The following is a 22,812-nucleotide window of genomic DNA, read 5'->3' on the forward strand; positions in this document are numbered from 1 at the left end:
GAACGACAGGCCTCTATGCACTGCCCGCCGAACCCCGCGCATCGCTTCGTCCATCGATGCCGTTTCTGAATACGCGCAGCAGAAAAAACGCGAACGATATCGGCAGCGCCGCCAGCAGGCAGACTGCGAACGGCCAGAACAGGGGCGCGTTAAACACGGCCATGAAGTAACCCAGCGGCAGGAACCACATCACGGCCGCCGTCCCGTGTGCAGCGTTCGCAACGGACTTCGTCGCACCGGAACGCAAACCGTACTCGCAAAGATAAATAATCGCGAGCAGCAGCCACGTCAGGTCGTAGTACAGCAGGTAGGGCTGCATGAGCATCGTGGTCACGACACCGGCAGCCGCACACAATGCCCGGTCCGCGCGCCTGAACCACAGGAGCGCCGTAACGGCCATCGCAGGCAGCGCGACGAGCGCGTCCAGGCCGTAGGCCAGCCCCGAACCGGCGCCAAGCCGACGCGCCGTCGCGTAGAGGGTCGGCATCGCACGCCAGATGTCGTTGGCATTGTTGAGCAGCATCGCATTTCCTTGTGCCGCCAGCGCACCGAAGAACTTCAGCCACAGCGGAACACCGAAAACCATCGCGCTCAGCAGGCAAAGCACCGCCGCCGTGACGGCCATCGCGGCGAACGCCTTGAAATGCCGGCCGCAGAGGAAGCACAGCGGAAGCAGCATCGCCAGTTGCGGTTTGACGATCAGCAGCCCTGCGCAGAACCCCGCCAGCACCGGCCGGCATCGCACGAGGCCGAATGCGCCGGCAGCCAGCGCCATCGTCAGGAACGAATTCTGCCCGGCCAGCGCGTTGATCCACAGAGCAGGAAAAGCGAGGACCGTAACCCACGGCAGCGGCCGGCTCTTCATCTCGAACCGGCAGGCGCCGATGCAGAGAACCGTGCCGAAGGCCATGAAAAGCAGGTACGAAGCCGTGTACGGCAGCAGTGCCAGCGGATAGACGAACAGTTGAAAAGACGGCGGATAAACCCACGGGGCGAACTTCATCGGCATGTTCGGCCCGATGCTCATTTCGATCGCGCGCAGCAGTCGCGGATCGAACGCGGCGATCGCGCTGTCGTGGATCGACAGGAACGACGTGCTCCAGAACACCCGGAAGTCCCAACCGAACGGCGGAATGTTGTGGAGATACAGCCAGAAGATGGCAAGCACGCCCAATGTGCCAGCCTGGCAGATCAGCAGCACGCCGCTATAGAGCGCGAGCCGCTGGTGTGTGAACCAGCGCGGTCGCGTCTTTCCCCGTGCGGATTCGTCAACGAACGCCGCCTTCGCGTCCAGCGATGTACCGTCATCAAGTACCGGGCCGGCGCCGCGCGGACCATTCATGTCGCCACCGGCTCCGTCGCGCCGACATTCCGCACGCCGGCACGGCTGCGCTCGAACACGATCCGCCTGACGAGCACCACCAGGCTGCCCGCCGTAACCAGCGGAAGAAACTGGAAATGCAGATGCGGAACGGCGAAGATCCCCGCCATCGGCGCCAGCCACAGCAGCACCAGCCATTCGCGTTCGCCGCGCCGGAAGCCCGCCGCCAGCGCATGGCGGCAGAACCACGCGATCACGAGCCCGTACCACGTCAGGTCGTAGTCGAACAGATACGGACTGACCATCAGGCTCGCGCACGCCAGCGTCGCCGCCCGCAGTTCGTCGCTGCACGAACGCGTCCACGCATACACGACCGCGGCAGCCCCCGCGCACGCGGACACGATCTGCAGCCCATAAGCGACGGCGGTTGGCACGTGCCAGAGCCGCAGCATCGAGAAGAACGTCGGGATGCGGTCGAGCTTCGATTGACCGGTATCCACGTAGTTCGCGATCAGACCCATGTTGTGCACGAACGCCATCAGCGTGTCCGTGCCGAACGCCCAGATCGAAGCGCCCAGCATGACGAGCGCGGTGACGGCGGTCGCGAACAGCGCGCGCCACGAGCGCGAACACAGCAGCGCGAGCGGGATCAGCACCGCAAGATGCGGCTTGATGCAGAGCAGCCCGAAACTGATGCCGGCCAGGACGGGTCGGCGGCGCAGCAGGATCAGGCCGACGCCCATGAACACCGCCGTCAGCAGCCCGTTCTGGCCCGCGAGCAGGACGACCCCGGTGCCGGGGAACGCGAGCGCAACCAGCATCGCGGTCCGCCCCGGCACGATCGCGCTCGCCATCCGCACGAACGCAGCTGACGTGACGGCGAGAAAAAGCACGACCGACAGCCAATACGGCAACAACGCGACCGGATAGACGAGCAGCAGGAACGTCGGCGGATAGAGCCACGGCAACACGCCCGGCGAGCGGGTCAACGCGGTGGTCTCGACGGCCGTGAGGGCCGGCACGTTGTACGCGTCGATCGCGTGTCCGTGCAGCGCGAGATACGACCCGCTCCAGAACGCCAGATAGTCCTGCGCGAGCGGTCCGTGGTCCGCGGCCGGATGCAGCCACGAACGGATGAGGAACACCAGCGGACCGAGCACGTAGCAGGCCAGCAGCGCGGCGGGATAAACCACGAGCCGCTGCGGGTTCAGCCAGTGGCGCCGCGCCGGCCGGGCCGCGTTTTCCTCGTGCGTCTCTACCGGTTCGTCCCCGTTGCCCGCTGACGGTGGTTGTCGTGGATTCATCGCCCTGCTTTGCCTGTATGCCGTTGCCGCTTCGCTTTATTTCCGTTTCCGCCGCGGCAGACCGTTCGCCCCGCTGTCGCTGCCCGTCCCGGTCACTTCACCAGCCGCAGCAGCCCGATGTTCGACGCGATCTGCTGGAAAATCGAATTCAGCGTCGTGTTGTCCGGCGCGTGGTAGTAGTCGCCCGGCGACGAACACAGTTGCATCGCGGTCTGCGCTGTCGAACTGGATGCGCCCGAGCCGAACGTAATCCCGTAGATCGTGATGCCCGCCTGCTTGATCGCGTTGCAGGCCGCGATCTGATACGTGTTGATGTCGTCCACCGAACCGGTCGAACCGGGGTCGTTCGCATCCGCGAGCGTCGAGCCGTCGTCGCGCGACACCGACGGCGCCTGCAGATCGCCTCTGCCGACGCCGGACAACCCGTTGAAGTAGAGCACCTCCTGGCCGGGCGTCGAGCTTGAGCTGACGCTGTTCTCGCCGTCCGTCATCACGATCATCACGCGCTGCAGCCCGACGGTGCTTTCGTTCATCGGCAGCACCGTGCTGATCGACGAGTTCTGGATCCATCCGTCGTGGCTCTGCGGGGTCTTGTTCGCCCACGCGGACGACAGCATGCGCCAGCCCCACAGCAGGCCCACCGGAATGATCGTGTTGCCGCCGGGCTGCATCGAATTGATCTCGCCTTGCAACGTGGACAGATTGTTGGTCAGGAACGTCACCGGCAGACCGATGCATGCGCTGTTCTGGTTCGGACTCTCGTTCACGTTGCTGCTCGACTTCTGATCCCAGTAGTTGATCGGACGGGTCGCGCCCGGCTCGTCCGAACAGCCGTTCGGCGATCCCGAACTCGCGATGTTCAGCGGTAGGCCCGACACGACCGTCGACGACTTCGTGCCGCTGCAGATCCGCTGCGAATTGCCGTTCTTGCCCGGCGACCATGTGTTCACCGTGAAACCGCCTGCGCTGAGCGGCGGCACGTTGTAGTAGTACGGCGTGAATTTCCTCACATCGGCCGGCGAATACGCTTCGGGAGAGAGATTGCCGCTGCTGTCGCGCGGCTCCGCCACACAGCCGCCCCAGCCGCTGCCGCTCCAGATCCAGTCCTGGCTGCTGGACGAATAGGTGGAGGACGGACTGCCCGACATCTGCACGCCGGTCGGGTTATACGCAAACGTCGTGTCCAGCCACGCCCCGGCCGGCGACAGCGCGCCCTGCACGTTGACCGTGCTCGCGAACGGCACGATCCCCACGTAATACGTGTTGGCCCCCTGGCTGAAGATGTTCGTGAGCAGATTGTTCGCGGCCGTCTTGAGCCCGCTGATCTTGGACGCCGAGCCGCGCGTGCTGCTCGCCGCCTCGCTCATCGACCCCGTGTTGTCCAGCACCAGCACCAGTTCCAGTTGACTCTGCGGCACGCGCATCACCGTGTTCGACGCGGTGACCTGCACGCCATCGTCGCCGCCGCTGCCGCCGCTGGAACTCGAACTCTTGTTGCTGTCCGACGCGAGAAACGCCGGCACGAGGACCGGCAGCGTGCCGGTGGCCGACAGCTTGACCAGTTGGCCGCCGCTCGGATTCGGCGCGCAGGTCGCCGAGAAGTTCGTGCTCGGCACCCACAGGTCGAGGTAGTCCGCCGGCATGTTCGCGTTGTAGTACTTCTGCGCGTCGTTCTGCCATGCCTGCAGATTGGCGCTCGACGGGCAGCCGTTCGTCACGTAATGCCCGATGCCGACCGCCGCGGTCAGGTTGGCGACGTCGAGCGCGGACTGCAGGCGCGACTGGGACAGTTCATAACGGGCCAGGTCCGACGACATCGACAGCGCGCCAAGCATCACGCTCGCGAACACCGCGAACATCAGCGTCACCGCGCCGCGCTCGTCCGTCGCGCGCGAACGGCGGGCCCCGCGATCGAACGGCGCGGGTAGCCGGCACGCGGCCGGAGCAATGAGGATCTCGTTCATTTCTGTCTTTCTCCTCTTCGTGGTCGCCCGGGGCCGCTCAGCTCCCTGTCGCGATGACACCCGGGCAGCCGTTGGAGCCCTGCGCGCCCGCCGCGCCGCCGATCGCCATCAACGGCATCGACGTCCAGTTCATCGCGCGCTGCCGCGCGTACACGCGGCGATAGATCGTCGTCGCGCCGGGCGCGTCGTGCCAGAACGTCGACGTCATCGGAAACGGGTTGTAGCGGTAGAACACTTCGATGACGAGCGCCGCGTCGCCCCGGTAGAACGGCCACGTGCTCTGCGGCGGCAGCACGCTGCCCGACGTCACCTGCGACTGCATCGCGACGCCGGTCCACGGCGTGCTGGCCTGCCAGCAGATCTTCGGCACGCCGTTCGCCAGCGACTGCGTGCCGAACTGGTTCCAGCCGCAATTCGTCGAGCCGCTGGTGCCGTCGCAGACCGACGTGATGATTACGCCGCCATGGTTCTTCAGGTCGTCGGGATCCGCGAGCAGCGCCGCGTCGGACCACAACGTCCCGAGGTTGTTCGCGTTCGAGACGCTGGAGTCGTCGACCACGTACGGCATCTGGCCGAGCGAATTGGCGAGCGTGAACGCGGCATGCTCGACCATGCTGGTCGCGCGCATGTACAGATACAGTTCGGAGAACCCGAGCAGCATCAGCAGGATCAGCGGCACGATCAGCAGCACTTCGATCGCGACCGAGCCGCGCGTGCGCGGCGGCGCGGCGCCGTCACGCCTGCGCCCGGCCAGTCTCGAATGGCGGGAGAGGATCAGCATGCTTCGTTCTGCACCAGAAATTTGCGCTGGAAGGTCAGCGTGGGCATTCCGAACCACGCCGCGATGCCGGTGAACCCCGGCATGACCACCTGAATGTTGTACGACTCGACATCGCCGCAATTGCCCGCGCCGTTGCCGGGGACGTAACCCGGCGTGCCGACGTTGTTGAACGAGCCGTAATCGAGCTGCGTCACGGTGACGGTCGCGCCGACGTTCCGCCACATCCCGAGGTATTGCAGCGCGATCTGCTCCGCCTGGGCCTCGCGCGTCCCCGATTGCGGCTCGGCCATCGTCAGGCCGGTCCGCGACGCCGCCTGCGCGGCCATCTGCAGCGTGACGTCCACTGTCATGTCGAGCGCGATCTCGATCGTCCCGATCATCAGCAGGAAGATCGGCACCGACGCGAGCGCGAACTCGATGGTCGACACCCCGCGCTCGTCGGCGCGGCCGCGGCGCACGAAGTCCGCGATCCGCCGCCATGCGCCGCGCGCGCCGTCCGGCCGCTCCGTCATCGCGCTTTCTGCCCGGCGCCCGACGCCGCCGCCTGCACGGACGCCGCGTCCGGGCCGCCGTTGACCGCGCCGACTGTGCCGACTGTGCCGATTGCGCCGATCCCGCCGCCCGTTTCCGCCGCCTTCAGCCGCGCCCGCTGCAACGCGTAGAAGCGCAGGTTGTCATCGACCGACTGCTTCGGCAGGTTCGCGGACAGAATCTGCGCGGCCGCCTCGGTATTGCCGAGCAGACCGTAGGCCAGCGCGAGGTCGTGCAGCGATTCGGGCGGCGCGGCCGGGAAATGCGTCACGTCCAGCAGGATGTTCGCGCCTTCGCGCGGATGCCCCGCCATCACGAGCGAAAGGCCTAGATTCGTGTCGAGGCGCGGATCGCCCGGATTCGTCCGCAGCGCCGCGCGCAGCACCGCCTGCGCTTCGTCGTGCCGGCCCTGCATGTCGAGCGCGGCGCCAAGGCCCGCCGCGGCAAGCGGCTGATCCGGCGCGAGCGCGAGGATCGTGCGGTACTGCGCGACCGCGTCGTCGAGCCGGCGCTGCTGGATCGCGACGCGCGCATTGCCGATCAGCGCGGGCACCGCCTTCGGATCGTTCGACAACGCCTTGTCGTAGAACACGGCGGCGCGCGTATAGTCGCCCGCCGCGTACAGCGCGTCGCCGAGACCGGTCAGCCCCCGCACCGACTTCGGATCGGCCTCCACGACCTGCGTGAAGATGTTCGTCGCCAGATCGACGTTGCCGGATTGCAGCGCGGTTTCGCCGATCCGCAGTTCGCCGTCGCGGCTCAGGCCGTTCTTGTTCTCCATCAGCGGAGTGATCAGCGGCTGCGTGCCCTGGCGCACCGTGGTCGAACACGCGGCCACGCACAGCGTCGCGCACAGCAGCAGCGTCGCGCGGCGCAGCGCGAACCGCAGCCGGCCCGGCACGTTGCGGAAAAGACGGATCGGACGGGAAGGTTTCATCACAGGGACTTGAGCATCGAAACGAGCTGGATGATGGCGGGGCCGGCCGAGATCGCGCAGACGGCCGGCAGGATGAAGATCATCATCGGCACCACCATCTTCGGCGCGAGTTTCGCCGCGGATTCTTCGAGACGGACCATGTGCGCGGTGCGCTCGATGCGCGACAGCGTGCGCAATGCGTGGGTGATCGGCGTGCCGTAGCGCATCGACTGCGTCAGCGTCGAGATCAGCGCGCGGACCGACGGCGCGTCGACCCGCTCCGCGAGGCCCTGCAACGCGCGCACGCCGTCGCCCGACAGATGCAGTTCGTCGGCCGTCTGCGTGAGTTCGGCGGCGAGCGGCGGGCAGATCGGCCCCATCTCGCGCGCGACCCGCTGGATGCTGACGCCGAGACTGTTGCCCGCATTCGTGCAGATCACGAACAGGTCGAGCGCATCGGGCAGATACGCGACGATCGTCTTCTGCCGCTGCCTCGAATAGAAGCCCAATATGTACTCCGGCACGATCATGCCGACCATGAAGGCGGCCAGCATCATCAGAATCCGCACCACCGGGTTGTGTCCCGCCGCGATCAGATCCGCGCCGCCCATCACGACGAGCACCGCGCACGCGATGCCGACCACGAACTTCATGCCGATGAACGCCGCCACCGCGTTACGGCCGCGAAAGCCCGCCAGCCCCAGATCGTGATGCAGCTTCAGCCGGTGCTCGACCGTGAACAGCGGCATGCGCTCGCCGAGCGACACCAGTTGCGCGATCAGCCGCTGGCGCAAACCCGGCGCTTCCTCTTCGTCCGCGTCGCTGGCCGCCGCGCTGGCGATCTGCGCGCCGGACAACGCGCGCACGCGTTGCGCGATCCTGCCGCGATAGCCGCGCTGGTTCGCCGCCCACCACAGCACGAGTGCGGCAAGCAGCGCGAGCAGCATCAGCAGGTCGAACAGCAGTCCGGTCGAATGTCCATTCATCGCGAAGTGTCCAGGTTGCCGATCTTGTTGATGATCACGATGCCGACGATGATCGAGATCACGCTGGCCATGAGCACGTAGTTCCCGGTCTGCGTGTAGAACAGCACCTCGATATACGCCCGGTTCGACACGTACAGAAACCCGCCGATGAACACCGGCACCGCCGCGAGAATCTTCACGGTGATGCGCGACTCGGCCGTCAGCGCGCGGGTCTTCTGGCGGATCTCGCGACGGCTGCGCACGATGCCCGCGAGGTTTTCGAGCGTCTCGCCAAGCTGCCCGCCGGTCTCGCGTTGCAGCAGCAGACACACGCAGAAAAACGAGAAGTCCGCGATCTGCACGCGCTTCATCGCCGCGTTCAGCACTTCTTCGAGGTCCATGCCGACCTGCAACGCATCGCCCATCCGCTTGAACTCGCGGCCGAGCGGCGGCGGACACTCCTCCGCGGCCACCGGAATCACCTGCATCACCGGAATGCCCGCGCGCACCGCGCGCACGATCATGTCGATCGCATCCGGCAGCGACGCGAGAAAGCCCTGGCGGAAACGCTCGACCAGCATCCGGTAAAGCCGGACCACCGCGATCGCGGGCAGCACGATCGCCATCAGCAACTGCACGCTGCCGGGCAGCGACACGAAACGCGGCACGGCCAGCGCCACCAGCAGCGCCGCCACGGCGCCCGCGCCGACGACCGTCGCGCCGCGCGGCGCCACGGTGCGCAGCCGCGCGAGCTTCGCGCCGAGCAGGTCGGGACGCTCCGCGAGCGCGCCGAGCCAGCCGCCGCCGGTGCTCGCCTGCACGGCGTCCAGCGCGGCGACGCCCTCCTTCTCCGACCTGAACGCCGCCGCCATGCGCGCGCGGATCAACGCTTCGGGCCGCTCGCTGCGCAAGTCCTGCCAGACCATCAGCATCGCGCCGAGGATCAGCACGCAGACGAATCCGGCAGCGGTGGCGAGATCGACGAGGCTCATCGCGCGACGACGTCCAGCAATGCCTCTTCGAGGCCGTAATACGAAGCCCGCTCGGCGAACGCCGGGCGCAGCTGGCTGCCTTCGAAGGTGCCCTTCACTTCGGCGTTGTACGCGCTCGCGTCGTAGCGGAACGTGAACAGGTCCTGCGTGATGATGACGTCCCCTTCCATGCCGGCCACTTCGGTGACGCGCGTCACGCGGCGCACGCCGTCGCGCATCCGCTCGACCTGGATGATCAGGTGCAGCGCGCTCGCGATCTGGCGGCGGATCGACATCAGCGGCAGGTTGCCGTTCGCCATCGACACCATGCTTTCGAGCCGGGTCAGGCTGTCCCGCGGCGTGTTCGCGTGGATGGTCGTCATCGAGCCGTCGTGGCCCGTGTTCATCGCCTGCAATACGTCGAACGCTTCCTCGCCGCGCGTTTCGCCGAGGATGATGCGATCGGGCCGCATCCGCAGCGCGTTGCGCACCAGGTCGCGCTGCGTGACGCTGCCGCGCCCTTCCGAATTCTCCGGACGGGTTTCGAGGCTCACGACGTGCGGCTGCTGAAGCTGGAGTTCGGCCGCGTCTTCGATCGTGATGACCCGCTCGCCGTGGCTGATGAAATGCGACAGCGCGTTCAGCAGCGTCGTCTTGCCCGAGCCGGTGCCGCCCGACACCAGCACGTTCAGCCGGCATGTGATCGCGATCTTCAGCAACTGGGCCATCTGCGACGACATGTTTCCCTGGTTCGCCATGCGCTGCAGCGTGATGTTGCGCTTCGCGAACTTCCGGATCGAGATCGACGCGCCGCGGATCGCGAGCGGCGGCAGCACCACGTTCACGCGGCTGCCGTCGAGCAGACGCGCATCGACCATCGGACTGCTTTCGTCGACGCGCCGCCCGATGCCGGCGGCGATGCGCTGCGCGACGTTGACCACGTGCGCGTTGTCGCGGAACTTGTACGGCGTCAGCTCCAGCCGCCCGAGCCGTTCGACGAACACCTGGTCCGGGCCGTTGACCAGAATGTCGGTCACCGCCTCGTCCGCGAGCAGCGGTTCGATCGGACCGAGCCCGAGCATGTCGTTGAGCAGTTCCTCGACGATCTGCCCCTGCTCGGCCATCGTGATGTTCAGCCGCTCGCGCTCCGCGATCGTCGCCACCAGCACGTCGAGTTCGGGCTTCAACTGCTCGCGGCTGCGGCCGAGCGCCGCGGACGCGTTCATCGTGTTCAGCACGCCGCTGCGAATCACGCGGAACAGGTCGAGCCGGACGACCGTTTCGCTGCCGTTGCCGGCGCCGGTCGGCGGCACATAAGCCGACATCTGCTGCTGTTCCGGCACCCCGGAAATCTCGGTGGTCGTAACGGCGACGTCGGCTTCGTCGTCGCGTCCGATCTGCCTCTGTCCAAAGCGCATCATTTCGCGAACCCGAGTCGTTGCCACAGGCTGCGGCGTTCGGCATGCACCTGATTGCCGGTCAGGTCGTTCGCAACCCGCGCGATGGCCTGATGGAACGCGTCGCCCCGGCCCTTCGGCAGCGCGATGCCGACGTTCTCCGCGATCGCGAGCGCGCGGCTTTCGAACGGCAGTTCCTGCAGGACCGGCCGGCCGATCGCGGCGACGAAGTCCGGCGACTCCACCTTGCCCGCGACGACGGCGTTCGGATTGTTCAGCAGCACCGCCGTGATCGGATTGCCGCTGCGGTTGTCGATGTAGCGCGTGAGCCGGACCGTTTCGCGCGCCGCGTGCACCGAGCGGTCGGCGACGATATACGCGCGCGCGGCATGGTCGAGCGCCTCCTCGGCGAGCGGATCGGCCAGTTCGCCGATGTCGAGCATCACGTAGTGGAAACTCGCGACCAGCAGGTCGAGCACGCGCCCGAGGCTGCCCTCCTCGAACGGCCGGGGCTCGCCCCAGTCGAGTTCGGCGGACAGCACGAAGAGCCGCGAATCCTGCGCCGCGAGCATGGTCCGCTCGACATATGCGGGATCGAGCCGCCGCACGTTCTGCAGCACGTCGAGCAGCCCGTTGTTGCCTTGCAGGCCGAACATGCTGGTAGCCGCGCCGCCGTGCAGGTTCAGGTCCACGTACGCGACCCGGCGATGGGACGCCGCGAGATCGCGGGCGAGATGAACCGCCACGGTCGTGGTCCCGACGCCGCCGCGCGCGCCCGCGAACGCGACGATCTTGCCGGCGCGGACCTGCGCGACCGGATTGACCTTGCCGCTGCGCATGTCGATGGTGCGCTTGAGCAGCCCCACCGTCAGCGGCTTGACGAGGTAGTCGTGCACGCCGATGCTGAGCAGGCTCCGGTACAGGCCGACGTCGTTGCGTTCGCCGAGCGCGATGACCTGCACCGACGGCTCGCACACGTCGGCGAGCCGCGCGAGGTCCGACAGCGGCATGTCCGAGCCCTGCAGGTCGATCAGCAGCAGCTTCGGCGAACGCTCGGTCTTCGACAGCCACGCGATCGCCTTCTCGATGCCGTCCACCGCGATATGCGTGTGCGGCAGCGCCTCGTCGAGCACGAAGGTCTTCAGCACGTCTTCCGACTGCTTGTCCGCAACGAATGCGACGAAATCGGCGGCGATGTCGTCCGCGCTGCTCGACTTCAGGAGGGATCCGATCATGTCCATGACGAAACGGTGGGCAAGGGGCTATCCGGGTGGCGCGTCACTTGGCGTCGCGCGACGACGACTTGTCGAGCGGCGTCAGCTTGTCGTTTTCGTAGCGCCACACCGCGCTCGCCGCGACCGGCGCGTCGGCCGGGCCGAGCGGCCCCGGTTCGACGAGGTCGCGCGGATTCGCGATCTGCGCAGCGAGATTGGTGTAGGTCGCGCATCCCCACTCGACGGCGGGGCGCCGGCGGCCGGCATCGGTCAGGCCGGCGGGAACGGCCAGCTTGCGGCAGTCCGGCGGCACCGCGTAGCGGCCGTCGTAGCCGATCACGGACGCATCGGGCATGTCGAACGGCGGCTTGAAGCAGCCGCCGAGCGCGAGCGCGGCAAGCGCCGCGGCGATGCTCCGGATCGTGTGTCGCGAAATCATGGCTCCCCGCCTCAGTAGATGTAACCGGCCTGACCGACGAGGCGCGGCTGCGACGCGTCGTCGGCCGCGCCGTTTCCATGGTTGCCGCCGCTGCCACTGCCGCCGCCTGCGCCGAATGCGTGCTGGAAGCTGTATTCGATATCGCGCACCGGCTGCACCACCGACTGCAGCGGGCTGCGCAGGTTCGCCGGATCGGTCGGCTGGACCAGATACGGCGTGACGATGATGACGAGTTCGGTCTTGTTGTTCTGGTAGTTCGTCGACGAGAACAGCTTGCCGAGAATCGGAATCGAGCCGAGGCCCGGCAGTTGCGAGACGACGTCGGTCGTGTTGTTCTGCAGCAGCCCGGCGATCGCGAAACTCTGGCCGCTCGCCAGTTCGACCGTCGTATCGGCGCGTCGCACGCTCAGGCCGGGAATCGTCACACCGTTGGTGTTCACGCTCACCGACGTGTCGATCTGGCTGACTTCCGGGCGCACCTTCAGGCTGATGCGGTGATCGTTGAGGACGGTCGGCGTGAAATCGAGCTTCACGCCGAACTGCTTGAACTCGACGTCGATCGCGCCGTTGGTCTGCGACACCGGAATCGGAAACTCGCCGCCCGCGAGGAAACTCGCGGTCTGGCCGGACAGCGCCACGAGATTCGGCTCCGCGAGCACGGTCAGCAACTGCTCCTGATGCAGCGCGTCGAGCATCACCTGCAGATCGAGGCGATTGCTCAGGAATCCGGCCAACAGCGAGAAAGCCCCATTGCTGCTCAGATTGAACGGCGCCTGGCCGCTGTTGATCGCCGCACTGGTGTTCTCGAATTGCCGGCCATTAAAAAGCCCCGCCTGCCAGTGGCCCGGCAGACCGAGCGACTGCCAGTTGATGCCGAGCTGCTGCGTGATCGTGCGGTCCACTTCCGTGATGCGCACGCGCAGTTGCACCTGCTGCGGGCTCGGCACGGTCATCCGGTTCACGAACGCCTGCTTGTCGGACAGATACGGCGAAACCATCCCCGCCACCGCGTTCGCGACCTCCGCGCTCGGCGCGTCGCCGGACACCTGCAACGAACCCGGACCGGCGTCGATCCGCAGATTCAGATCGGGAAAACGCGCCTTCACCATGCGGCGCAGGCTGTCCAGATCCTGGCCGACCGACAGCGTGCGCTTCAGCATCTGCGCGCCGTTCGCGTCGAGCACGAACAGCGTGGTAGTGCCCGCCTTCTTCCCGAGCACGACCAGCACGCGCGGCGTCGGCATGTGCACGTCGGCGATGTCCGGATTCGCGACGAACACCGAACTGGCGTTCTGGCCGAGACGCACCAATTGCTCCTGGCCTGCGGTCACGTCGAGCGAACCGGTATCGGCACCCACGTCGGCATGGTTGACGCGGCTGACCGCGGCGCCCTTCGGCGGGACGACGACCGTTTGCGCGTGCGCGGCGACGGCCGTGCAAAGGCCGGCCGCCAGTGCGATGACGCATGCACGCGAGCCGCGTTGCGCGACCGCGAGGGCAATGCCGGCGAGGGACAAGAAAGGCAGCTTCATCGAATGTTTCCGGCCATAACGAGGGGCGGCGTCATGAGTCAATTGGGATCAACCTCGTTTCAGCGTCAACGCGCCGGAAGCTGCGGCGGCAGCGGCGGCGGCTGGCCGGCCGATGCGTCGCCGGCCAGCATCGTCGTCTGTTCCGCCGTGCTTTTTTCGGAGCCGCGATAGATCGTCACCGGAGGCGCCGACGAACCGCCTCGCGCCTCCCCGCGCGCCCGCGGCAATTCGCGGACGGCGCGCGAGATGTCCCCGGCCCATACCGGCGCCGTCGCGGATGCGCCGTCCACCGTGTCCGCGTCGTCGCGGCTCTGCAGCGCGAAACTGCGCAGCGCGAGCGACAGGCTCCCGAGCCGGGCCGCCACCGACACCACTTCGGCCATGTGCGGCGTGACTTCGAGCGTGACGGTCCGGGCGCGGTTGAAACCCGCGGTTGCCGAGCCGCCGTCCTTCGGACGCTGGATCTCGGACCCGACCGCCAGCACGCGCACGTGCTGCACGACGGTTTCGCTCGACACCGACATGTCCGGCGATTCCGTGCGGCTGCTCAACTGCTGGGTGAGCAGCAGGTCGACGTAATCGCCCGGCTCGATCAGGCCGGCGTTGCCCGACACGTCGTCGATCGCGACCGACACAGCGCGCAGCCCCGGTTGCAGCGTGGCCGCGAGAAAACCCGGCGCGTCCGGCAGGATCACCTCGTCGGACAGGACCGGCTGGCCCGCCGCCACCGCGTTGCGCAACAGCGACCCCTTCAGTTCGACGCTATCGGACGCCCCCTCGACGACTGCCTTCGACGGCACGTTCGCGGCCGGCATGTCCTTCCACACGAGATCGGCGTCGCGCAACAGCAGGCCGGCCGGCAGATCGGCCGTGCTCACGCGGACCCGCTTGACGGTCACGACCACCTTGCGCGGCGCCGTCGCGCTCTGCACCACGATGCGCACGATCAGCGCAACGACAAGCGCACCGATTAGTAGAACTGCCAGTTTGATGAACTTCGACATGGGAAGGGAGGCCGTTCAATGCTTCAGGAGGGGCACCAGCACCGGCAGCAGAATGGCCGCGCCGCCGCCCGCCGCGAGCGCGACGCCGTACGGCACGCCTCGCTGGCAGGAGAACATCGCGAGCGCCCGCATCGGCCCGAAACAGGACACCGGGTCGAGCCGACGAGTGGCGAGACCCAGCAGCGCGACCACCAGGCCCACCAGCGAAACCAGCATCAGCGTGGCAGGCAGCGTGGCGGCCCCGGTCCACAGGCTGATCGCGGCGGCGAGCTTCGCGTCGCCGCCGCCCACCATCCTCAACGCGAACAGGCCCGCGCCGACGAGCAGCACGAAGGCCGCGGTGCCGACGTGGAACGCCACATCGGCAAACGGCAGGCGGACCACCAGCGCATTCGCGAAAAACAGCAGGCCGACCGCGAGCACCCAGACATTCGGCAAACGGCGGCTGCGCACGTCCATCACGGCCAGCCACACGAGTACCGCGGCGGTCGCGACGTGCATCACGAAAGAAAGCTCGCGCATTGCTCGTTCCAGATGACACAACGGGTTCGCGTCATTCGACAGCGAACCCTTGCCGACGGCGTGGCCCGATCCGGGCCTCCGCCTGTTACTTCGTTCCGCTGGACGGAGCCGCGCTGGACGTCGTCGCGCTCGTGATCTGCGAAGCGAGGTTCGAGAAACCGCTTCTGATGCCGTCGCCCAGGGTGCCTGCGGCCGCGACAACCGCCACGATGACGATCCCCGCCAGGATCGCGTATTCGAGTGCCGAGACGCCGCGCTCGTCACGAACAAACAGCTTTACGAATCGATTCATTTTTTTCTCGCAATAGAAGAAACAAGGGTCCGAAAGCACAGGCGAAGCCAGCCCGAATCACTGGACCGGCTGCGCCGCAATGTTATGGCAAAGCACGGGATAAAAAACAGGCGATCAAAAAAATTACCCCTTTTCCCCGCTATTTCTTACGTAATTTTTAAAACAGTCAATTAAAGCTTTCAATGAAAACGTTTGCGTTTTTTTTCGTACACCGAGGTGACTTCCGCCACCCTGCCTGTCGTTGTACTCGCCACCGCACTCGATTAGTTACCCTGAGCAATCCGCATTATCTGTAGCTGGCACGTTCCGCACGAGGCGATCGAAACGGCGAGGGAAGGTGACCGAACCGATATCGGAGCGAAGGCCGCTGCGCGGCGAGCGTCGCGTAACCGGCGACACGGCCGGCCGCTTTCCGGCAGCCGTCGAATCCGTGCCCCGTGCCTTCCGGCAGGCAGATCGACAATGCTCCCGTTGCGGTCGCGCGGCGCAGCCAACGACGCCAGTTCACCGGTCGCGCCGTCCCGTCCTCCGTCAACGCGCGCTGGCTGAATTCCGTCGCAGCGCTACAGAACCTCCTCGCTGCCACTCCAACCGCGGACTGCATGTCGTGCAACGCCGAACCCACATCGGCAACACACCTCGTCAGCGAGCCCCTGGCTCAAGCTGACCAGCGTTTCCTCTTAAGGCTTAACGGCATTGAGCGCCCGAACTTTAAGTGATGTGCATCGAGATTTCAAGCGCGGAAAAAGTTGCCGATTGACGGCCTGTTCAGTGCTTTTGTTAAATGTTTTTGTTCTACGAGCGACCCAATGCGGCACGAAGCTTTATGCAAATTCACTCGCAAACGTTTTCGCCCGCGATAAATCGCGAAGTTTCAGCGCGGCAGTTGAATTGCAACGGGACAAGCACGGCAGTCGATACCGTCCAAACCTTTCTCGGCATGCAAACTTGCCGTTTTTTTAGGTGGTTCTGCGACAAAAATTCGCGCCCAGACTGTCGCGCCTCAACGACATAAAAAGATCGTCGTGCGTCACGTCCTCGACTTGTCGACTCCGGTTCGTTCCCCACGACCGCACCCACGCACTACTAACTATCGAATCGGCTCGTAGGGGAGAACGGCGAAGCCGAACGCCGTTTGACCATGTTTAACATTTAAGTGTGTTAAGCAGATCAGGCCAGAAGTGCGATGTCTTCCGCGATCGACTTCATTCGCTGACCGATATCCGGACAAAAACGGCGCTCGCCCCTTGCATGCCCGCCGCGACGACTCAAACGTCGTCGTCGAACGCCAGTTCCAGTTCGACCGCATCGCCGACGCGCAAACGCTTCCCCACCCCCGCAACGACGACCGCGTTCTGCCCGAACGTGAGCCCGCCATCGACACGCGCATCGGCGCGATACCCGGCCAGCGTATCGAGCGGCTCGTGCGGCCAGCGCGGATCGGCCGCGCCGGTCGCCTGATCGACGGTCGTGATCGGGCAACGCGCGCACGGCTTCACGAACCGCAGCACGACCGGGCCGGCGTCGCCATTCGCGCCGACTGTCGCCGTGCCGACAAAGTCCTCGTCGAACGCTTCGGTATCGCCGAGCACGACGTTCGGGCGAAAGCGGTTCATCGGCAGCGGCGGCACGCCCTTCGCGTCCAGTCGCCCGTTTAGTTCCGCCAGCGACGCGTCGGTCGTCACGAGCAGCGGGAAACCGTCCGCGAAACGGGTCGGCGCTTCGACGTCCCGGGTCCACTTCCGGCTCGCGAGACGCGTGACGTCGTCCGCGAAGCGCACGAGCCGCAGCGGCGCGCCGATCACGCCGGACACCCACTGCGCGGCCGCTTCGCCCTCGTCGAGCGCGTCGAAGCTGTCCTTCCACACCGAAACCGGCACCCGCGCCGCGTTCGCCGGCGTTGCGAACGGCAGCGACAGTCCAGCGGACGCGCGATCGGCATGCAGATGCAGCGCGTCGCCGCCGAGCGCCGTGATGATCCGCGCCATCGACGGATACTCGCGCTGCGACACGAAACGGCCGTTCGCGTCGACGATCATCCAGCGGCGATCCCACTGGAGACCGTCCGCTTCGATCAACGCATCGTCGAGCGGTATCCCGGCGCACGACTTGACCGGATAGACGAACAGCGCGCTGATGAAAGGCATGGCAAAGCGGACGCGCCCCGCGCCGGCCGCTCGGGCGACCTTGACGAAGCGGCGAGAGCCGGAAGGATTGGGGGCTGAGATTGTCCCTTGCCGAATTTCCGCGCGCAAGCGCGTTCCCGCTTTTGCAACGGACGGAACGGCTCGCTTGCCGGCCGCGGCATGCGTCGGGCGACGTCATTTCCGGGCGGCGGCAAACCCGATTCCTTATGCATCAAATGAGAATCATTTGCAATTATCGCCGAGCTGCATCATGATTGCGGCATCTCAAACACGGATGCCTGCTTTCATGAACGCACCGTTCCGCGCCCGTCCGGCAGCCGGGCCATCGCCTGAAGCCGCGCCGCAGGATTGCGCGCAGACCGCATCGCACCCTCCGCTGTCCGGCCAGAGGCCGTCCGGACGCAAGCCGCACGTGCGTACGTGGCGCAGCCCGGACACCCGTTAGCGGCTGCATCGTATCGCCTCGACCGGGCCCGGAGCGTCGATCGTCCGCCCTTGTCCGACCGGCTTTTCCACGACAGCAAGGATGAAGCACCGACCGCGCAACGCGCCGGCGCGGTCCGCTTCCGTTCGCCCTGCGCGGCACGCGCGCATCGAGAAACGCGTCAGATGAAACTCAACAATCCGTTCGCCCATCGCGCCGATACACTGCCGGCCGCCGCGTCCACCGAACCCGCGCCCGCCTGCGAGTTCGTCCCGCGCCGGCTGGTCTGCCGGCCGTCGCACCGGCTCGCGCCGCCGCAGCCGGGCGAGTTGATGCTGTGGCGCTTCCGCTCGGAGTGGCAGGGGCTGTCCCGCGACGATGCGTATGCACGGCTGTCGAAGGCCGAACTGATGCGCGTGCGCAGTTTTCCGAACCGCGCGCTCAGCAAGCGCTTCGCGATCGGCCGCGCGGTGCTGCGCGGCATCCTGTCCGCGATCACGGGTGTCGCGCCGACCGGCATCGAACTGAACGACGACGCGCACGGCCAGCCGGTGCTGGCCGCCGCACCCGGCGCGCAGGCACAGCCGGTCGAAATCGCCGTGACCTATGCGGGCGTGTGGATTCTCGTCGGCCTCTCGACGGCCCGCGTCGGCCTCGCCGCGCATCTGCCGCCGGTGCTGAAGCGCGAGCCCGGCCCGCCGACGCGCGCGATGGCGTCGGTGATACGCGTGCCGGCGCGCGCGCCGGACGCAAGCGTGCAGGCACGGCACGCGAGCCTCGTCAATGCGGCAGGGCCGACGACGCTCGACATCGACGTCCATACGTTGGCGCGCAACGAACCGGCGTTCGTGATCGACGTGCCGCCCGCGGAGCGATGGCAGCTGATCGACCTGCCGATGCCGGGCGCGATCCGCGCGGCCGCCGCGGTCGCGCACCCGGTCGCGCGCGTGCATGCGTTCGGCTGGCTCGGCGGCGGCGGGATAGACGGCTGATACGGCCGGACAAGCAGCGACCGACGCGCATCAGCGCATCGCGAAACTCGCCCGCTAGGGCTTCCCCACTCCAGTCAGATACCCGACGAAGTCATACGCGGCGCGCACGTCGTTCCCGGTGCGCGTCAGCTGCATCACGCGCGATTCGAACGGGTCGCGGACCAGCGGCCTGAACACGACGCGCTCGTTGCCCGCGCGCCCGAGCGCCGCCGGCACCAGCGCGACGCCCATGCCGACCTCGACCATCGTGACGACGGTCTGCCACAGCCGCGCCTCGTGACGGATCTGCGGGCTGAACCCCGCCTCGACGCAGGTCGCGATGATCTGGTCGTGATAGTGCGGCGACACGGTGCGCGGAAACAGGATGAACGGCTCGCGCGCGAGCGCGCCCAGTTCGATGCGCTTGCGGCGCGCGAGCGCGTGGCCGGCGGGCAGGCAGCACAGGAACGGCTCCGAAAACAGCGTGACCGATTCGACGCCGGCCGGGAAATGCCCCCAGTGCGCGAAGCCGAGATCGATCTGCATGCGTTGCAGCGCGTGCGCCTGCTCGGCGGTGTTCATCTCCTTCAGCACGACCTCGACCGCCGGGTGATCGGCCTCGAACCGCTGCATCGCCTGCGGCAGCCCGCGATACAGCATCGAATTGACGAAGCCGATCCGCAGCCGCCCCGCGAGCCCGTCGGCGGAGCGGCCGGCAATGCGGCGCACCTCGTCCGCCTGCTCCAGCAACCGGCGCGCCTCGTCGAGCAGCAGCCGGCCCGCGTCGGTCAGCGCGACCTCCTTGTTGGTGCGCTCCAGCAACTGCACGCCCAGTTGCTCCTCGAACTTGCGGATGTCGAAGCTCAGCGCCGGCTGCGAGATGAACAGCCGCCGCGCCGCGCGGCCGAAGTGCAGTTCCTCGGCCACCGCCACGAAATAGCGTAGCTGCTTCAGTTCCATCGGCTGTCTCCGTCCGTTGTCTTCGATAAGCGTTGTCTATCGTACAGGATACCGTTTGTATTGGACCGTTATCGACGGGCTGCCTAACATCGCCTGAACCGCCAACAAGACCAATTCAGGAGACACCGGATGACCGACCAGCCCGCCGCCGACGCCATTCCCGACAGCCGCGGCATCAACTTCTTCACGAGCGACCCCAGCTTCGGCCCGCTGCTGCGCAGTTATCTCGGCTCCCGCGCGTACGACGCGCTCGAACCGCAACTGAACGAACTGGGTCTGCGCGCGTCCGCCGAACTCGACGCGTGGGCGCTGAACGCCGACCATCACCCGCCGCAACTCCAGCACCGCACGCGCCGCGGCGAGCCGCTCCAGCGCATCGACAAGCATCCGGACTACGTCGCGCTCGAACGCGTCGCGTACTCGGAACTCGGGCTCGCGGCGATGAGTCATCGCGACGACGCGCCCGCGCCGCTCGTCAAATACGCGCTCACCTATCTGTTCGTGCAGGCCGAGTTCGGGCTGTGCTGCCCGGTCAGCATGACCGACTCGCTCACGCGCACGCTGCGCCGCTTCGGCTCGCCGGAACTGGTCGCGCGTTATCTGCCGATGCTCGCGTCGCGCGACTTCGACACGCTGTACCAGGGCGCGATGTTCATGACCGAGCAGGCGGCCGGGTCCGACGTCGGCCGCATCGCGACGCGCGCGACGCGCGAAACCGGCGCCGACGGCGACGACGTGTGGCGCCTGCACGGCGACAAGTGGTTCTGCTCGAACGCGGACGCGGATCTCGCGATGGTGCTCGCGCGCCCCGACGACGCGCCGCCCGGCATCAAGGGGCTCGCGCTGTTCCTGCTGCCGAAGCAGCTGCCCGACGGCACCCGCAACGCGTACCGGATCGTCCGGCTGAAGGACAAGCTCGGCAGCCGCTCGATGGCGAGCGGCGAGATCGTGCTCGAAGGCGCGCAGGCGTGGCTGATCGGCGAGGTCGGGCGCGGCTTCCACCAGATGGCCGACATGATCAACATGTCGCGGCTGTCGAACGGCGTGCGCGCGGCCGGCCTGATGCGCCGCGCGCTGACCGAGGCGCTGCACGTGTGCCGTCACCGCGAAGCGTTCGGCCGCAAGCTGCTCGACATGCCGCTGATGCAGCGCCAGTTGCTGAAGATGATGCTGCCGGCCGAGCAGGCGCGCTCGATGTTCATGCAGATCGCCACGCTGCTCGCGCGCGCGGACCGCGGCGACGAAAGCGCCGCGAAATGCGTGCGCATCCTGACGCCGCTGATCAAGTTCCGCGCGTGCCGCGACGCGCGCCGCGTGACCGGCGACGCGATGGAGGTGCGCGGCGGCGTCGGTTACATCGAGGAATGGAGCGACGCGCGGCTCGTGCGCGACGCGCATCTCGGCTCGATCTGGGAAGGCACGAGCAACATCGTCGCGCTCGACGTCGCGCGCGCGGCCCGTCGCGAAGGCACGCTCGAACCGCTCGCGCGCCACGTGCATGCGCTGCTCGCCGAAGCGCCGCTGCCGGCCGGCGGCGTCGCGCTGCTGCGCTCGACGTTCGACCGCGCGTGCGCGGCGCTCGACAGCGTTGCCGAATGCGGCCGCGACGAGGCGGTGCGGCAGGCCGCGAGCGCGCTCTATCACGCGGTGACGGCCGCGTTCATGGCAAGCGAGGCCGCGCGCACCGCGCCCGACTACCGGCGGCTCGCGCTCGCGTGGCTCGTCGTGCGCCATCGGCTGCTGCCGCGCGATCCGCTGTCGCCGGACGCCGACCTCGCGCCCGCCTCGCTGCTGCGCGCGCTCGCGGACGAACGCGCGCTGACGCTCGACGAAGCGCAACAGCTTCAGCCCACGCGATGAGGACGGCGATGCGAGCAACCTCAAGCGACACCCAAGCGCCGCGCGTGGACGGCGCGCTGCACGGCCTGCGCGTCGTGGACCTGAGCCGCGTGCTCGGCGGCCCGTACTGCACGCAGGCGCTCGCCGATCACGGCGCGCAGGTGATCAAACTCGAACCGCCGGACGGCGACGAAACGCGCGGCTGGGGGCCGCCGTTCGTCGGCGACACCGCGTCGTACTTCGTCGGCGTGAACCGCAACAAGCAGGGCATCGCAGTCGACCTGGCGCGCGACGAAGGCCGCGCGATCCTGTGGCAACTGCTCGAAGGCGCGGACGTGCTGGTCGAGAACTTCAAGCCCGGCACGCTCGCGCGCTGGGGGATGGACTACGAGCGCGACCTGAAGCCCCGCTTCCCGCGCCTGATTCACTGCGCGATCTCCGGCTTCGGCGCGGACGGCCCGCTCGGCGGCCTGCCCGGCTACGACGCGGTGATCCAGGCGATGGCCGGCCTGATGAGCGTGAACGGCGAACGCGACGGCCCCGCGCTGCGCATCGGCCTGCCGATCGTCGACATGGTGACCGGCCTGAACGCGCTCGCCGGCATCCTGCTCGCGCTGGCCGAACGCGCGCACAGCGGACGCGGACAGTCGGTCGACATCGCGCTGTACGACTGCGGCGTGTCGCTGCTGCATCCGCATCTGCCGAACTACTTCGGCAACGGGCGCACGCCGCAGCGCAGCGGCAACGCCCATCCGAACATCGCGCCATACGACAGCTACCGGACCGCCACCGCGCCGATCTTCCTCGCGGTCGGCAACGACCGGCAGTTCGCGAAGCTGTGCGCCCATCTCGGCGCGCCCGAACTCGCGGACGATCCGCGTTTCGCGGACAACCGCAGCCGCTGCGCGCATCGCGCCGAACTGAAGGCCGCGCTCGAAACGCGCCTCGCCGCGCATCCGTGCGAACGCGTCGCCGTCGAACTGATCGCGGCCGGCGTGCCGTGCGGGCCGGTGCAGACCGTCGATGCGGTCGCCGCGCATCCGCACACGCGCCACCGGAAGATGCTCGTCGAACTCGGCGATTATCGCGGCACCGGCTCGCCGGTCAAGCTGTCGCGCACGCCGGCGACGTACCGTACGCCGCCGCCCGCGCTCGGCGCCGACACGCGCGCGGTGCTCGACCGCCTCGGCATCGACGCGCACACGCAGCGGAAGCTGATCGACGCGGGCGTGCTGAAGGAATGAAGCGGCATGAAGCATGCATGAAGCGATGAAGCGTTGAAAAGCGCGCTAAGCGGATCACACAGACCGGCCGCGAG

The 22,812-nt window shown here is 67.4% G+C and carries 20 protein-coding genes; 3 read left to right on the forward strand and 17 right to left on the reverse strand.

Features of this window, described 5'->3' with window-relative positions:
- Positions 1-13: 13 nt before the first annotated feature.
- The 16 genes from BLV92_RS27240 to BLV92_RS27315 form a co-directional block, all read right to left on the reverse strand.
- On the reverse strand, positions 14-1,342 hold the full coding sequence (locus BLV92_RS27240) for a glycosyltransferase family 87 protein (RefSeq protein ID WP_167627154.1): 1,329 nt from the start codon (positions 1,340-1,342) through the stop codon (positions 14-16).
- A complete protein-coding gene (locus tag BLV92_RS27245; RefSeq protein WP_090551659.1) occupies positions 1,339-2,625 on the reverse strand; it encodes a glycosyltransferase family 87 protein in 1,287 nt (428 codons plus the stop codon). Before BLV92_RS27245 ends, BLV92_RS27240 begins: the two co-directional genes overlap by 4 nt.
- 92 nt (positions 2,626-2,717) lie before the next feature.
- Positions 2,718-4,589, reverse strand: a complete 1,872-nt coding sequence (locus tag BLV92_RS27250) for a pilus assembly protein (RefSeq protein ID WP_244283958.1) — start codon at positions 4,587-4,589, stop codon at positions 2,718-2,720.
- A gap of 37 nt (positions 4,590-4,626) precedes the next feature.
- Positions 4,627-5,370, reverse strand: coding sequence for a TadE/TadG family type IV pilus assembly protein (locus tag BLV92_RS27255; protein WP_177197959.1), 744 nt, complete (start codon positions 5,368-5,370; stop codon positions 4,627-4,629).
- The gene (locus tag BLV92_RS27260) at positions 5,364-5,882 is read right to left on the reverse strand and encodes a TadE/TadG family type IV pilus assembly protein (protein ID WP_090551661.1); all 519 of its coding nucleotides are present in this window, start codon (positions 5,880-5,882) and stop codon (positions 5,364-5,366) included. Before BLV92_RS27260 ends, BLV92_RS27255 begins: the two co-directional genes overlap by 7 nt.
- Entirely contained in the window at positions 5,879-6,838 is a 960-nt protein-coding gene (locus tag BLV92_RS27265) for a tetratricopeptide repeat protein (RefSeq protein ID WP_090551662.1), read from the reverse strand. Before BLV92_RS27265 ends, BLV92_RS27260 begins: the two co-directional genes overlap by 4 nt.
- Positions 6,838-7,803, reverse strand: coding sequence for a type II secretion system F family protein (locus tag BLV92_RS27270; RefSeq protein WP_090551665.1), 966 nt, complete (start codon positions 7,801-7,803; stop codon positions 6,838-6,840). The genes BLV92_RS27265 and BLV92_RS27270 overlap by 1 nt, the downstream gene beginning before the upstream one ends.
- The gene (locus tag BLV92_RS27275) at positions 7,800-8,774 is read right to left on the reverse strand and encodes a type II secretion system F family protein (RefSeq protein WP_090551668.1); all 975 of its coding nucleotides are present in this window, start codon (positions 8,772-8,774) and stop codon (positions 7,800-7,802) included. Before BLV92_RS27275 ends, BLV92_RS27270 begins: the two co-directional genes overlap by 4 nt.
- Complete coding sequence (locus BLV92_RS27280; protein WP_090551670.1) at positions 8,771-10,174, reverse strand: TadA family conjugal transfer-associated ATPase; 1,404 nt, start codon at positions 10,172-10,174, stop codon at positions 8,771-8,773. Before BLV92_RS27280 ends, BLV92_RS27275 begins: the two co-directional genes overlap by 4 nt.
- Positions 10,171-11,385 (reverse strand): CpaE/TadZ family protein, encoded by a 1,215-nt coding sequence (locus BLV92_RS27285; protein WP_309147465.1) that lies wholly within the window; start codon positions 11,383-11,385, stop codon positions 10,171-10,173. The genes BLV92_RS27280 and BLV92_RS27285 overlap by 4 nt, the downstream gene beginning before the upstream one ends.
- 43 nt (positions 11,386-11,428) lie before the next feature.
- Entirely contained in the window at positions 11,429-11,803 is a 375-nt protein-coding gene (locus tag BLV92_RS27290) for a CpaD family pilus assembly lipoprotein (protein WP_090551674.1), read from the reverse strand.
- A gap of 11 nt (positions 11,804-11,814) precedes the next feature.
- Positions 11,815-13,335 carry a type II and III secretion system protein family protein gene (locus BLV92_RS27295; protein ID WP_090551676.1) on the reverse strand — a complete coding sequence of 507 codons (1,521 nt, stop codon included), beginning with the start codon at positions 13,333-13,335 and terminating at the stop codon, positions 11,815-11,817.
- Between the two features lie 65 nt (positions 13,336-13,400).
- Positions 13,401-14,339 (reverse strand): Flp pilus assembly protein CpaB, encoded by a 939-nt coding sequence (gene cpaB / locus BLV92_RS27300; RefSeq protein ID WP_090551678.1) that lies wholly within the window; start codon positions 14,337-14,339, stop codon positions 13,401-13,403.
- A 15-nt stretch (positions 14,340-14,354) separates the two neighbouring features.
- Positions 14,355-14,861 (reverse strand): A24 family peptidase, encoded by a 507-nt coding sequence (locus BLV92_RS27305; RefSeq protein WP_090551680.1) that lies wholly within the window; start codon positions 14,859-14,861, stop codon positions 14,355-14,357.
- An 85-nt stretch (positions 14,862-14,946) separates the two neighbouring features.
- Positions 14,947-15,153 carry a Flp family type IVb pilin gene (locus tag BLV92_RS27310; protein ID WP_090551682.1) on the reverse strand — a complete coding sequence of 69 codons (207 nt, stop codon included), beginning with the start codon at positions 15,151-15,153 and terminating at the stop codon, positions 14,947-14,949.
- Positions 15,154-16,421: 1,268 nt separating this feature from the next.
- A complete protein-coding gene (locus BLV92_RS27315; RefSeq protein ID WP_090551684.1) occupies positions 16,422-17,300 on the reverse strand; it encodes an MOSC domain-containing protein in 879 nt (292 codons plus the stop codon).
- Positions 17,301-17,909: 609 nt separating this feature from the next.
- Between BLV92_RS27315 and BLV92_RS27320 the strand changes: the two genes are divergently transcribed.
- Complete coding sequence (locus tag BLV92_RS27320; RefSeq protein ID WP_143040744.1) at positions 17,910-18,716, forward strand: 4'-phosphopantetheinyl transferase family protein; 807 nt, start codon at positions 17,910-17,912, stop codon at positions 18,714-18,716.
- Between the two features lie 54 nt (positions 18,717-18,770).
- Here BLV92_RS27320 and BLV92_RS27325 read toward each other — a convergent pair whose 3' ends face one another.
- Entirely contained in the window at positions 18,771-19,655 is an 885-nt protein-coding gene (locus tag BLV92_RS27325; protein WP_090551689.1) for a LysR family transcriptional regulator, read from the reverse strand.
- 129 nt (positions 19,656-19,784) lie between these two features.
- Between BLV92_RS27325 and BLV92_RS27330 the strand changes: the two genes are divergently transcribed.
- Positions 19,785-21,515, forward strand: a complete 1,731-nt coding sequence (locus BLV92_RS27330; RefSeq protein WP_090551691.1) for an acyl-CoA dehydrogenase family protein — start codon at positions 19,785-19,787, stop codon at positions 21,513-21,515.
- Complete coding sequence (locus BLV92_RS27335) at positions 21,512-22,738, forward strand: CaiB/BaiF CoA transferase family protein (protein WP_373681878.1); 1,227 nt, start codon at positions 21,512-21,514, stop codon at positions 22,736-22,738. Before BLV92_RS27330 ends, BLV92_RS27335 begins: the two co-directional genes overlap by 4 nt.
- The last annotated feature ends 74 nt before the right edge of the window (positions 22,739-22,812 follow it).

Origin of the sequence: Paraburkholderia caballeronis (assembly GCF_900104845.1) — a bacterium.
Classification (GTDB): Bacteria; Pseudomonadota; Gammaproteobacteria; order Burkholderiales; family Burkholderiaceae; genus Paraburkholderia; species Paraburkholderia caballeronis.